Source organism: Nocardiopsis sp. CC223A (genome assembly GCF_030766825.1).
Taxonomy (GTDB): Bacteria; Actinomycetota; Actinomycetes; order Streptosporangiales; family Streptosporangiaceae; genus Nocardiopsis.
Genome location: NZ_JASFDV010000003.1, coordinates 18118 through 31869, shown reverse-complemented (window position 1 = coordinate 31869; position 13752 = coordinate 18118). Strand labels below are relative to the sequence as shown.

Genomic DNA, 13752 nt, shown 5'->3' with positions numbered 1-13752 from the left:
GGCACCATGGACGGCACCGGCATCCCCGACCCATCTTCGACTTGAAGAAATCCGACCACGATCGCGGTAGGGTTTCTTCAAGTGCACGGACTTCGAGAGGTGTCTCTTGCTGATCGCCGCACACGAACTCCCCCGACGGGACGACCGCCTCGCCCTCCTGGGCACCTCCTGGCCGGTCATGGAGAAGGCCCTGCGCATGAGCGAGGCGGGTCTGCGCCGGGTGACCGAGAGCCACGGCCGCACCGCCTCGGGCCAGTACGCCTACCACGAACGCCTCGCCGCCCTGCGGTCCGAGCAGAAGGTCCGGTACGGCTGGGAGAACGTCAGCCGCTTCCAGATCGACCTCACCGTCAACCCCGAGCGCACCATCGGCATCCAGACGCTGAGCGGCGACGCCAACACCGGAAGTACCGGTGCCGTGCCGCGCAGCCAGCACCCGCGCGGACCCAACGGGCGCCACCTCCTCACCGACGAGGACCCGTTCGAGCAGCTCTCCCTGCCCGGGCTGCCGACGGAGCTCCTCCCGCGCCCGGCGGAGCCCTCCGACCTCGACGGGCTTCAGGTGTGGGTCTTCCTGACCTACCGAAAGCCCGAGACCGACAGCGGTCCCGCGAAGTGGCATAGTGAACTGTCCCGCCCCGGCCCGCCCGACGAGCAGGGGTACCTCACCTCCTGGCATGAGCGCATCCTGTTCCCCGACCTGGAGATCGGGAGCGTGGTCTTCCCCGAGGACGGTGAGGGGATGGAGCCGATCGACATCCCCGTCGGCTTCCGTTAGCGACGATCACGCCCGGCGGCGGCCCCGCCGGGCCCACAACCGACAGGGCAGCGCACACCATGGTCACGCCGTCACGCATCCGACTCGCACGGGAGCGCAGGGCGCTCACCCTGGCGCGGCTGTCGGCCCTGACGGGGGTATCGCAGCAGAGCCTGTCCAACTACGAGAACGCCCGCGCCACCCCCACCGAGGACACCCTGGGCAAGATCGCCGGGGCCCTGGGGTTCCCGGTGGGCTTCTTCAGCGCGGACGAGGTCGAGGAGGTGGCCTCCGAGGCGGTGGCGTTCCGGGCCCGGACCAAGACCTCGATGCGCAAGCAGAAGGCCGTCCGCTCCCAGGCCGCCCTGGCGATCGAGTTCAACGACTGGCTCGTCGCGCACTTCGCGCTGCCCGCGCCGAACGTCCCCACCTACGGCCGCCCCTCCCCCGAGGACTGCGCCGAGACCGTGCGCGCGCTGTGGGAGCTGGGCGACACCGCGGCCCCGAACATGGTGCACCTGCTGGAGGCGCAGGGGATCCGCGTGTTCTCCCTGGACACCGAGCACCACGAGGTGGACGCGTTCGGGTTCTGGCGCGACTCGGTGCCCTACGTCTTCCTCAACACCGCCAAGAGCGGCGAGCGCGGGCGCTTCGACTGCGCCCACGAGCTCGGCCACCTGGTCATGCACGGGGACGAGCGGCCGCTCAGCGGCCCGGAGGCCGAACGCGAGGCCAACCGGTTCGCCAGTGCCTTCCTCATGCCCCGGGCCGATGTCATCGGCCGCATGCCCGCGGGCGCCCAGGTCGACCAGATCCTCAAGGCCAAGTCGATCTGGCGGGTCTCGGCCATGGCCCTGGCCCACCGGCTGCACGACCTGGAACTGCTCACCGACTGGCAGTACCGGTCCACCTGCCGTCAGTTGGCCGAGATGGGCTACCGCACCGCCGAACCGGACGGGATCGCCCGCGAGACCTCGCAGATCCTGCCCAAGGTCTTCTCCCTGCTGCGCCGCAGAGGCACCACACCGGGCCGGGTGGCCGAGGAACTTAGCATCCCGCTCTCGGAGCTCGACTCCCTCATGTTCGGACTGTCCTTCACCGCCCGTACCGGCGGGGGCGGCACCGGGGGCAGGCGGGACCGGGAGCGCCCCGCCCTGCGCGTGGTCCCCGGCAGGTGACGGCCGCGGCCGCCACGGCGGTCAGGCCACGACCAGTTCCTCGGGAGAGGGCTGGACGGGGTGCAGATCCTCGGGCGCGGTGTGGAACCAGGCCTCCAGGAGCAGCTCGCTGAGCTCGTCCAGTGCGATCCCGTCGAGGTGGACGACCACCCAGCCGAACCCGCCCGCGGTGAACTGCACCTCGAACACCTCGGGGCGCTCGGCCACCAGCGCGGCCTGCTCCAGCAGGGTCTGCTTGAGCCCCACGGTCGCGGTGCGGGGCCACAGGTAGCCGAACGGCTTCCCGCGCACCCGGAAGGTCGTGTACTTCTCCCCCTGCTGCGGCTCGCATTCGGGCAGCGCCTTCGCCAACCGCAGGAACCGTTCGATCTCCACACCCATGGGATGAGCCAACCACACCGCACCGACACCGCCGCCGACGGCTCCGCGGGAGGCGCCGTCGGCGGCGCGGCGCCCGGTACCGGGCGGGGGCGGCCCGTCGGGCCCTCCCCGTGTCCGCGGTCGGCGCGCGGGCCGGTGCCGACGGCGGAGAACGCGGCTTCGGTCCGGCCCGGAGCACCCGACCGGGGCATGCCGCTTTGTGCGGGGCACCCGAAAGGACGGGGGAACGCAAAAGGCCGCCGAGGGGCGTCCGCCCGCCACCGGCGATATGCACCACGCACTGCATCAGATTCGTGTGAACTAGCGCATAGCACAAGTGTGCATCGGCGCTGAGGCACCCGCGATCGGCCGCCTCCGAGGCGACGAACTGGAGTGATGACCCCAGGTGCCCATTTCACCACCCGGAGTCCCCCAGCGCAGGTAAGCCGATCGACGACCAGGGAGAACAGGGGAACGGGGAAGGGAAAAAGGCGGCCCCAAAGAATTTCCGCCCATATAGTAAAGGAGCCCTACCCGAATCGTCCGCCCATTAAACACATCGACTGTAAGGGTGACCTAAGGAAGGCCCGGATCTTTGTTAAGTTCCGGTGTCGGCAGGAAAAACCGTCGACTTCGGAGAGGATGAGACCCCGCCAGGGGATTCGGCCATGACTCTGCAGATGGATCTTCCGGCATCGACCGCCGACGAGTACCCCACCCGCAAGGCCCCCGAACCAGCGCTGCTCGACCGTAAGGACCCCGTCGTCTGGGGCTCCGGCGACGGCCCCTTCTCCGCGGAGGAACTCCAGGGCTACGACCGGCGCGGCTACACACAGATCGAGGCGTTCGTCACCGACGCCGAGGTCGCGACCTACCGGGCCGAACTGGACCGGCTCGCGAACGACCCCGCCCTGCGCGGCGACGAGCGCCTCATCGTGGAGCCCACCTCCGACGAGGTGCGGTCGGTCTTCGATGTGCACAAGATCAGCACGGTGTTCTCCGACCTGGTGAACGACCCGCGCCTGGTCGAACGCGCACGCCAGATCCTCGGCTCGGACGTGTACGTGCACCAGAGCCGCGTCAACTACAAGCCGGGATTCGGCGGCGGCTCGTTCTACTGGCACTCCGACTTCGAGACCTGGCACGCCGAGGACGGCATGCCCCGGATGCGGGCGTGCAGCTTCTCCGTCGCGCTGACCGACAACTTCACGCACAACGGCGCCCTGATGATCATGCCGGGCTCGCACAGGACGTTCGTGTCGTGCGTGGGCGAGACCCCGGCGGACCACTACCGGGCCTCGCTGAAGAGCCAGCACGTGGGCACCCCGGACGAGGGTTCCCTGTCCCGCCTGGCCGAACGGCACGGCATCGACGTGCTCACCGGCGGGGCCGGAGGGGTGACCGTGTTCGACTCCAACTGCATGCACGGATCGGGCGGCAACATCACGCCGTTCCCGCGCTCGAACGTGTTCATCGTGTTCAACAGCGTCGAGAACGCGTGTGCGGAACCGTTCAGCGCCCCGGCACCGCGCCCGGAGTTCCTCGCCTCGCGCGACGTCACCCCGGTGGGCCGCTGACCCGGAACACCCGTCGGCCCCGGTGCGGGGCGGATCCACCGTCCGCCCGCACCGGGGCCCGGCCGTGTCCTGAACCGGGGGGATCCGTGGGGCGCTCGGGGCGGTCCGGCGGCTCCCGCCCCCGAACGGTGGGCGGGCACCGGTTCCGCCACCGTCCCCTCCGGCGGGGCGGCGGCCGCACCGCCACCGCACGCCGGGCTCCGTCCCGCCCGCCACACGCCGGTGCACCGGGGTCCGCTCGCGGGTAGGGCATCGGCAAGCGACGCGCCGACCCTACGGAGGCCGACCTGTGGCAGGCGGGACGACCGAAGCCGGAACCGGAGCGGCCGGGCACCGCCTGCTGCTCCTGATACCGCTCACCGCCGTGGTGATGACCCTGGCGGCGACCGGCGCCGTCCCGACCTGGCCCGGCCTGGTGCACCTGGTCGCGCTGCCGCCGCTGGACCTCTTCGGGGACATGCGCGTCCTGCTGACCTCGACCTCGGGCCCCGTGTCCTTCACCGCCCTGCTGGTCGCGGTCCTGGCCGTGCGCATCACCCTCCTGGCGCTGCTGGCGGGCGGGCTCACCCGAAATCGGCTCGCCCTGGCCGCCGCGTTCTACGGGGTGCTGCTCGTGCCGGCGCTCCTGGCGGCCGAGGCGGTCCACATCGCGGGCACCCTCCTGTACTCGCGCCTGTTCTGGGGCGGGGCCGCGGCGGTCGCGGTGCTCGTCCTGGTGTTCGCGCCGCTGCCCTGGCGGGCGGGGAACGGGGGGATCCGCGAGGCCCTGGCCACCGCGTGGCACGACGGCTTCCGCGTCGGTGTCACCCTGGGCTACGCCGTCGCCGTGACCGGCGTCGGCGCACTCGCCCACCTGTACCCCGGCCTGACGGTCGCCCTCGTCCCCGTCTCGGCCGCGGCCACCGCCGCCGCCCTCACCCTCCTGACCCGCCCGGCCCGACCCGGCGGGCCGCGACGCCTGGCGGCGACCGCGATGTCCGCGGTGCTGCTCGGCTGGGGGTGGGCCGCCACGCGCGAGGCACCGCCCCCCGACCCCGCCCGGCCCCGGCCGGGGTCGATCCTGGTGATGTCCGGCATCGACTCGCACTCCGGCACCGGGAACGCGTTCCGGAGCCGCACCGACCTGCTCGGCTACGACTGCGACCAGACCCACTACTTCTCCTACGCGGGCCGGGGGGACGGCCAGCCCCGAGGCGAGGCACTGTGCCCGATCCGCACCGGCGCGCCCTACACCAGCGCGCACACCCAGCGACCGGTCGCCGAACAGGTCCGGACGTTCGCGGAACAGACCGCGGACCTGCCGCGCCCGCTGGTCGTGGCCGGGCACTCCCAGGGGGCGTGGATCGCGTGGCTGGCCGTGGCCGGCGGCCACGCGCCCCGGGTCGACACGCTGATCCTGATCGGCCCGTTCCCCGAGAGCACCGGCGGCTACCGGCCCGTGGGCGAACCCGGCCGGGCGCGGCCCGCGTCGGACCTGCTCCAGGTGCTGACACCGCTGAGCCGGGTGGCCGGGTTCGGTTTCGACACCGACTCCCCCGCGGGCTACGAGCTGCTCGGCACCACGGACGCCCCCGCCGAGGTCTTCGCGCTCCCGCTGCCGGAACGCACCCGCGCGCTCAGCGTGGTGTCCACCGCGGACCTGCCGCTGATGCCCTCGGGGTGGCGGCTGCCGGTCGACCGCGACGCCTGCCCCGTCCGTGCCCCGCACGCCCTGCTGCCGACCAGTAACGCCTACTACGAGGAGGCGAACCGGTTCCTGGACGGAGATCCCGCACCGCCCTGTCCCGTCTTCCGCACCTGGGGCGGCCCCCTGGCGGTGCCGTTCGGCGGCCCCGCCGTCCATGTGGACCCGGGGACGTGACCCCGGGAACGCCGCCCCGGGCCCCGCCGTGTCGGGACCGGGCGACCGGCCCTGGGCGGCGTTGGCTCAGAGTTCGGCCCCGGGGACGGCCGGGGACCCGAGCGCCGTCGTGTCCCCACCGCTACGGGCCCCGACGTCGGCGGTGCCATCGAACGGGCCCGCCGACCACAGCGAGACCGCGAGCCGGACCAGCGACGCACCAGCCACCACGTGGACCCCGCTGGTCACGAGCGTGTCGGGAAGGGGCGCGGCGAGCGCGAGCGCGGCCGGGAACACCGTGTACGCCCAGGCGGCGATACGCGGGTGGACGCGGGCGCGCACCATCGAGACACCGAACAGCACCGAGCCGAGGGCGAAGACGACGGCCGCGCCGAGCACGACCGCACCCACCACGCCGCCCAGGAGTTCGGCGAGGACCTCCCCGTCGAGGCGGAACAGCACGATGTTCAGGCTGAACGCGACGGCGCCGAACAGACCGAGGCCCAGCAGGTTCACCAGGTAGGCCGCGGCACCGAACCCTCCGGCGGCGCGGCTCTGCCGCAGGTGCAGGGCGACGAGCAGCGGAACGGCCAGGGCCGGGGACAGGCCCAGGAAGAGACCGGTCAGGGCCGTCCCCCCGGTCACCGTCTCGACGGCGGCCGGGACGGCCATGAAGACGCCGGCGACGACGCCGAGAACGGCGCCGGCCCGGAACAGGGCTGGTGAGTACATGCGAGGTCCTCCTACGGGTCGGGGGGTTCGCCGCGTGCGGACCGGCCGCGGCACCGGATGAGGCGAGCCTAGGAACGGCGGCTCAGGGCCCGGAAGTACCGGTCGGCCACACTCCCGCCCGACCGGCACGTGCCGGTCGGCCACATTCGGCGCCCGCCGTCCACAGACGCGGACCGGGCCTGCCGGAACCGGCGCCGCCCGCCTACGCTCGTCCGTATGGGCGCTGCCCATCGCGTACGAGCGTGGGAGGGCGTATGGACGAGGCGGCGGTCACCGTGCGGGGCGGCGGCCCGCCGGTGCGGACGGTGGCCTGGGTGTCGGCCGCGGTGTACGGCGTCGTCGGAGCGGCCGGCCTGTACTACGCCGCCGTCGGCCTCGGCGGCGACGGCCCGGCCGAGCCCCTGCGCCTGGTCGGCTTCACGGCCTGCATCGGGCTGCTGTTCGCGCTGGAGTTCGCGGAACGGCGCCTCTTCCCCGTCCGCACCCCGACCGGCCCGGCGATCGCGTTCCTCGCCGCCCGGCCGGCGCTGTTCGTCGCGGCGGCCGCGCTCGACCCGTCCGGCCTGTCGCGGGTGCTGTTCGTCCTGGTGCCCTTCTCCGCGTACCTGGCGTTCGGCCGGACGGTGAGCCTGACACTGGGCGCCCTGTGTCTGCTCCTGCTCCTCGGCGGCTACGCGGTGTGGGTGCCCGACTGGTACACCGATGCCACCTACGTCTCCGACGTGCTGATGTTCTCCGTGGGGCTGGTGCTGGCCATCGCCATGGCGGGGATCACCGTCCGCGAACAGCAGGGGCGCACCCGCCTGGAGGAGGCCCTGGGCGACCTGGAGCGGTCCCACGCCCGGCTCACCGCCTACGCCGACCGGGTCGCGGAGCTGTCGGCGGAGGCCGAACGCAACCGCGTCGCGCGGGACATCCACGACGGCCTCGGCCACCACCTCACCGCGATCGCGGTCCAGTTGGAGAAGGCCGCCGAGTTCCGCGACCTGGACCCGCGGGCCGCGGGGCAGGCGCTCGCCGACGCCCGGGGGTCGACCCGGAGCGCGCTGGAGGACGTGCGCCACTCGGTGCGCACCCTGCGCGGCGGCGGCACCGGGTTCCGGCTCCGCCCGGCCCTCGCCGACCTGGTCCGGGACTCCGGGCGCGGTCGGCCGACCGTCACCCTGTCCGTCACCGGTGAGGAGGACGGCTTCGGCGACGCGGAGCTGACCACGCTCTACCGTGCCTGCCAGGAGGCGCTGACCAACGCCCGCCGCCACTCCGGAGCCGGACTCGTCTCGGTGACGGTGGTCTTCGACGAAACGGAGGCACGGCTGGTGGTCCGGGACGACGGGGTCGGACCGCCCGGGCCGCCCTCCGAACTCCTCTCCCGTTCCCCCGGCCTCGGGCTGACGGGCATGCGGGAGCGGGCCGCGCTCGTCGGCGGGAGCGTGGAACTGCACGGCGGACCGGGGGAGGGCACCCGGGTGTCGGTGACGGTCCCCCGCGGCGGCCTCCGGCCGCTCCCGGACACGAGCACGCGGAGCCCGGCATGAGCGCGGACCGCCGGGCCGAGGACGCCGGGGACGGCCCCGAAGACCGGCCGGTGGGCGTACTGGTCGTCGACGACCAGCGGCTGGTCCGCGAGGGCATCGCGTCGCTGCTGGGCATCCAGCCGGGGATCACCGTCGTCGGCACCGCCGTGGACGGTGCGGACGCCGTCGACAGGGCCCTCGCCCTGGCACCCGACGTGGTGCTGATGGACGTGCGGATGCCGCGGATGGACGGGGTCGAGGCCGTCGGCGTCCTGCGCGGCCGGGCCCCCGGCTGCCGGGTCGTGATGCTCACGACCTTCGACGACGAGGAGTACGTCGTGCACGCGCTCCGGGCGGGTGCTTCGGGCTACCTGCTCAAGGACCTTCCGGCCCGTGAACTGGCCGAGGCCGTGCGACTGGCGGCCGCGGGCGTGGCCCAGTTCGACCCGCTGGCCGTGCAGCGGCTGGCGGCCGCCCTGGCCCGCCCCTCCCCCGCGGTCACCGCCGACCGCGGGGACACCGTCCCCCGCTCCGCGGGCGGGCTGACCGACCGTGAGGTCCAGGTGCTGCGGCTCGTCGCCCGGGGCGCGACCAACCGCGAGATCGCCGTGGCCCTCCACCTCAGCGAGGGCACGGTCAAGAACCACCTCTCCCGCATCCTCACCCGCCTGGGCCTGCGGGACCGGACCCACGCCGCCGTCCACGCCCGCGACCACGGCCTGATCTGACCCCCGCACCCGGGCGTCCCGGACCACGGCAGGTGGCGGGAGCGACCGAGAACCCGGTCGACGGCCTCGGTGGAGGGAACGACCGCCCAGGAGCGTTCGCGACCCTCCGTACGGCCGGTCCCCGGTCGGGTCACTCCCGGGCGTCGGCCGCCCAGTCCAACCCGTGATCAGCCTCGGTCCGGTCCCACAACGCGAGCAGCCCCGTATGACGGGTGCGGACGACCCGGTCGGCTTCGGGTAGGGCGGGGTGCGCCAGGAACCTCGGGCCGGGGCCGTGCCGGTGGTCGCGGCCCCAGACCCGGACATGGTCGGCCAGGGAGGCGGCCGCCTCCTCCGCACGCGGTCCGTGTCCGCACGCCACGTACTCGTACACCTCGGTATCACCGGGGACCCTCGGGAGCAGGAGGTAGGCCAGGGTGGCGCCGTCCCACACCGCCGGGGTGGTGTTCGAGACCATGGGACGGTGGACGAAGTCCTCGGCGGTCCCGGTCAGCAGGCCGAACCCGGACAGCCCGGTCATCCACATCTGGAGCGTGCTGAACGGCTCCATCCCGCCGATGCGCACCCCGGTGGGCTCCTGGTGCGCCGGGAGCGCGAACACGTCGGGCAGGGCTCCGGGAGCGGGCACCGGATCGGCGTCGGTGGCCAGCTCCACGGTCCCGGTCACCCGCACCCGTCGGGGATCGGGGGCGCCCGCACCCTGCATGGGCACGAATCCGACGTGGTTACCGGTCTCCCCGACCAACAGGTCGCCGCCGCGCTTGGTGAACGCGTAGATCCGCTGGTACCCGCGGACCTCCAGCGGCAGGACGAGCCGGCCGCCGTCGACGAGCTGCTCCGTCCAGGCCGGGGGCACATCGCCCGCCGCCGCCGTCACGATGATCCGGTCGAACGGTGCGCCGGGCGGGTGGCCGTGTTCGGCGTCGCCCTCGACCGTCTGCACACGGTCCGCGTAGCCGGTCCCGGCCAGGAAGGTGCGCGCGCGTCGGACGACGACGGGGTCGATGTCGATGGAGGTGACGGCCCCGCCGGAGCCGACGAGCTCGGCGACCAGGGCGGCGTTGTACCCGCCGCCGCCCACCTCCAGCACCCGCATGCCGGGGGCGAGGCGGGCGCGCTCCAGCATCAAGGTGTGCACCCACATCGCCGAGACGGAGCTGGTGGCGGTGCCGTCTTCGGCATAGCGGGTCCGCAGCACCGTCTTGGGGTCGTAGACCTCCGCCACCGGGAACTCCGGGGCGAACGCGTGGCGGGGCACGGCCCGCACCGCGCGTTCCACCTCCTCCGAGCACAGGGCGTTGACGGCCTTCAACCGGGTGACGGCCCGGTCGAGCAGCTCGCCGATGACTGCGGGGTCGTGGGCCGGTGCGGTGCCGGCGGCCTCGGAGGTCGTCACCCGGGAAGGCTAACCGCTCGCACCCCGACCGCGGGCGGATTCACGAGATCCCACCCCGAGCCACCCGATCCCATCGGGCTCTCGAAGAAAATCCTCCCCAGGAGCGATCACCCTGATCTATAGAAAAGAGAAAACTTGACCTATATCTACATTTAATTGTCTCCTTGGACCAGGTGACGATTCCTCGCTTTTCGGAGGTTCGATGTCCGCTCTCCCCCACGAGCCTCATGAGCCCCTGAAAACCCGGAAGCCCCTTTCCCTCTCCCCGAGAACCGTCGACGGCCTGATGCGCGGCTTCGTCAACGAGGTCACCGAAGCGCTGGGGCGGGGCGGAGCAGAGGAGGACCAGCTGCGCACCCCGGTGAAGACCCTCGTCCAGGCACTGGGAGCGGCGATGGGACTGCCGGTCGTCGCCTACGGGGAGGTGCGCCTGCCCTGGCTGCGGGCGAGGCCCGACTACGGCGTGGACCTGACCGGGATCGGGCAGGGCCCGCACAGCCGTGTCGGGTACATCGAGATCAAACGCCCCGGACACCCCATTCCCCCGTCGGTCATGAGCGGAAAACGCGACCGTGAGCAGTGGGAGAAATTCCAGAACCTCACCAATATCCTGTACACCAACGGGACACAGTGGTCGCTGTTCCAGAACGGCCACCACCGGGGAACGGCCACCACTCCCGACTTCGTGCGGCGGATACGCAAAGCTCCGCCCGTCGATCCCGCCTTCTCCCGGCTCATCGAGGACTTCCTCTGCTGGACCCCGGACCCGGCACCCGGCCTCGACCGGCTGATCACCCTCGTCGCGCACCTGTGCGCCCAACTGCGCGACGAGGTCTCCGACATCCTCGCCGCGGAGAAGTACCGGGGACGGGACCAGCAGTTCACCCGGCTCTCCGAGGAATGGCGCGACCTGCTCTTCCCCAACCTCGAAACGGACCGTGACTTCCCCGACGTGTACGCACAGGCGGTCACGTTCTCGCTGATCCTGGCCCGGGAAGCCGGGGTGGGCTTCCGGGGACGCCCGCTGCACGAGATCGGCGAGCTGCTGGGCAAGCACCACAGGTTCCTGAGCAAGGCCTTCGGCCTGCTCACCGAGTTCAGCCGCCAGGAGGAGCAGGAGGAGAGGAACCCCAGCATCCTGGCGACCCTGGTGCGGGTCCTGGAACCGGTCGACTGGTCGGCGATGATGCGTGAGCACCCGCGGGCGCACGTCGACCTGTACGAGACCTTCCTGGCGCGATACGACCCCGAACTGCGCCGCCGCTCGGGCGCCTACTTCACCCCGGCCGCCGTGGCCGACTACATGGCCGGGTTCACCGACTCGGTCCTGCGCACGCGCATGGGGCTGCCCCTCGGCCTCGCCGAACCCTCGGTGACCACCCTGGACCCGGCGATGGGCAGCGGAACGTTCCTGTCCTCGGTCATGGACCGCGCGGCCGCCACACTGGCGGACGAGTACGGAGAGATCCACGGCCGCACCTGGCTGAAGGACATGTACCGCGGCCGCCTGGTCGGCTTCGAGCGCAGCACCGCCGCCTTCGCCGTCTCCGAGCTGCGGCTGCACCAACAGCTCCGCGAAGGGTACGGCGCCGAGGTACCCGAGGAGCACAGCAGGTTCCTGTGCAACACCCTCGACGACCCGGACCACCACTTCCAGATCTTCGGCAGGCGCTACGCCGAGCTGGTGGCCTTCCGGGAACAGGCCAACCGGATCAAGAGGGCCACCCCGGTCATGGTGGTGCTCGGCAACCCGCCCTACATCGAGCGGGCCAAACAGCGCGACCCCGCCCCCTGGCTGGAGCGCAGACGCGCCGCCACCGGGGACCCCGTCCGGGCGAGGCCGTCCATGGACGAGTTCCGGGAACCGGGTTCGGGACGGCTCGCCTTCAAGCTCTCCTCCGCAAGCCTGTACTTCTGGCGCTGGGCCACCTGGAAGGTATTCGACGCCCACCCCGACCAGCCCTGCGGCGTGGTCGCTTTCGTCAGCACCTCCGCCTACCTGACGAGCGGGTCCTTCGCGGGCATGCGCCGCTACCTGCGGCGGACCGCCGACGAGGGCTGGATCGTCGACCTCTCCCCGGAGGGGCACCGTGCGTCCGGGGGTTCGCGGATCTTCGGCGGGGTCCAGCACCCGGTCTGCATCGGGATCTTCGCGCGCTACGGCCCCGCACGGCCGGAAACGCCCGCACGGGTGTGGCACTGCGCTGTACAGGGAGACCAGGCGGACAAGTTCGCGGCTCTGGCGCAGGACACGGGGCTGCGCCTCGACGGGGAGAAGTGGATCGAGTGTTCGCCCGAGTGGGCCGCCCCGTTCCTGCCCGGCAAGCACGACTGGCTGCGTTCTCCGGCGCTCTCCGACCTGATGCCCTGGCAGTCATCGGGGGTGGCCCCGCATCGGACCTGGGTCATCGCCCCGGACCGGGAGACCCTGCGCAACCGGTGGGAACGGTTGGCCGTCGCTCCCGCGGCCGAACAGGACGGACTGTTCCAGGCAACCGGGGATCGCGACACCACGCGGCGCTTCCCCGGAATGCCGACCATCGCCGAGGACCGCGTCCCTCCGAGGACCACCCCGTACCTCTTCCGAGCCTTCGACCAGCAGTACATCGTGGACGACATCCGATACGTCGATCGCCAACGCGCCTCCCTACAGGCGGCTCAGGACGACAGGCAGATCCATGTGGTGGAGCAGCACGCCCATGCGATCTCCGACGGCCCCGGCCTGCTCTTCACCTCCCACCCGCCGGACATGCACTACTTCAACGGCCGCGGCGGACGCGCCCTACCGCTGTACCGCACACCCGACGCCTTCTCCCCCAACCTGGCGCCCCGGCTCCTGGACCACCTCTCCGCACGGCTGGGACGGCGGGTGTCACCGGAGGACGTCGTCGCCTACCTGGCCGCGATCGCCGCCCACCCCGGCTACACCGCCGCGTTCGCCGAAGAACTGGAGACACCGGGGATCCGCATCCCCCTGACCGCCGCCCCCGGACTGTGGGACGAGGCGGTCGGGCTGGGCCGTCAGGTGGTGTGGCTGCACACCTACGGAACCCGCCTGCACGACCCCGCGGCGGACAGACCCGCCCGCTTCCCGCGGCTTCCGCCGGACCGCCGCCCCCAGGTCCTGGTCGAGATCCCCGACGGCAGGGGACGCCTGCCCGACCTGATCCGGCATGACGGCGACGAGGGCTCGGACGGCCGCCGCCTGTACGTGGGCGAGGGCGTGATCGCGCCCGTGGAGGCGGCCGCCTGGAACTACCGGGTCGGCGGAATGCACGTGATCGGCAAGTGGTTCACCGCCCGCCGGCGCAATCCCCGGCACGTCCGGCGCGGGTCGGCGCTGGACGACATCCGCCCCGAGCGCTGGACCCCCGCCTTCACCGACCAGCTCCTGCGGCTGGTCACCGTACTCACCCGGCTCACCGACCTGGAACCGGCCCAGGCGGACCTGCTCGAACGCATCCGGTCCTCCCCGCTCATCACGACCGACGAGCTCACCGAAGCGAAGGTCCTCCCGGTCCACCGGGAGGCGCGCAAGGCCCCGCCCCGCCACGGCCAGGGCGAACTCCCCCTCCTGTGAGGCGAACATCCGAACCGCGCCGCTGCACGGCGGGGACCTCCCCGGGCCGTTGCCGTGTCCGGTCCGGCACGGGCGGCCTCCGGTGAGCTC

General features: G+C 72.5%; 10 protein-coding genes. 7 read left to right on the top strand and 3 right to left on the bottom strand.

Annotated elements, in window-relative coordinates; translation table 11 throughout:
• The first annotated feature begins 106 nt into the window (after positions 1-106).
• On the top strand, positions 107-778 hold the full coding sequence (locus QJS33_RS02005; RefSeq protein WP_306366096.1) for a hypothetical protein: 672 nt from the start codon (positions 107-109) through the stop codon (positions 776-778).
• 59 nt (positions 779-837) lie between these two features.
• Positions 838-1935: an ImmA/IrrE family metallo-endopeptidase gene (locus tag QJS33_RS02000; protein WP_306366095.1), complete on the top strand. Its 1098-nt coding sequence runs from the start codon at positions 838-840 to the stop codon at positions 1933-1935.
• Between the two features lie 21 nt (positions 1936-1956).
• On the opposite strand, the gene QJS33_RS01995 is transcribed toward QJS33_RS02000, so the two are convergent.
• Positions 1957-2316, bottom strand: coding sequence for an MmcQ/YjbR family DNA-binding protein (locus tag QJS33_RS01995; protein WP_306366094.1), 360 nt, complete (start codon positions 2314-2316; stop codon positions 1957-1959).
• Positions 2317-2963: 647 nt separating this feature from the next.
• On the opposite strand from QJS33_RS01995, the gene thpD reads away from it, so the two are divergent.
• Together thpD and QJS33_RS01985 are read left to right on the top strand one after the other, a co-directional pair.
• Entirely contained in the window at positions 2964-3872 is a 909-nt protein-coding gene (gene thpD, locus QJS33_RS01990) for an ectoine hydroxylase (RefSeq protein WP_306366093.1), read from the top strand.
• A 289-nt stretch (positions 3873-4161) separates the two neighbouring features.
• On the top strand, positions 4162-5733 hold the full coding sequence (locus tag QJS33_RS01985; RefSeq protein ID WP_306366092.1) for a hypothetical protein: 1572 nt from the start codon (positions 4162-4164) through the stop codon (positions 5731-5733).
• 66 nt (positions 5734-5799) lie between these two features.
• On the opposite strand, the gene QJS33_RS01980 is transcribed toward QJS33_RS01985, so the two are convergent.
• Positions 5800-6444 (bottom strand): hypothetical protein, encoded by a 645-nt coding sequence (locus tag QJS33_RS01980; RefSeq protein ID WP_306366091.1) that lies wholly within the window; start codon positions 6442-6444, stop codon positions 5800-5802.
• 254 nt (positions 6445-6698) lie between these two features.
• Between QJS33_RS01980 and QJS33_RS01975 the strand changes: the two genes are divergently transcribed.
• Complete coding sequence (locus QJS33_RS01975) at positions 6699-7979, top strand: sensor histidine kinase (RefSeq protein WP_306366090.1); 1281 nt, start codon at positions 6699-6701, stop codon at positions 7977-7979.
• Complete coding sequence (locus QJS33_RS01970) at positions 7976-8686, top strand: response regulator transcription factor (protein ID WP_306366089.1); 711 nt, start codon at positions 7976-7978, stop codon at positions 8684-8686. Before QJS33_RS01975 ends, QJS33_RS01970 begins: the two co-directional genes overlap by 4 nt.
• 130 nt (positions 8687-8816) lie before the next feature.
• Here QJS33_RS01970 and fxlM read toward each other — a convergent pair whose 3' ends face one another.
• Complete coding sequence (gene fxlM / locus QJS33_RS01965; protein ID WP_306366088.1) at positions 8817-10082, bottom strand: methyltransferase, FxLD system; 1266 nt, start codon at positions 10080-10082, stop codon at positions 8817-8819.
• Positions 10083-10368: 286 nt separating this feature from the next.
• Between fxlM and QJS33_RS01960 the strand changes: the two genes are divergently transcribed.
• Entirely contained in the window at positions 10369-13662 is a 3294-nt protein-coding gene (locus QJS33_RS01960; protein WP_306366087.1) for a type ISP restriction/modification enzyme, read from the top strand.
• The last annotated feature ends 90 nt before the right edge of the window (positions 13663-13752 follow it).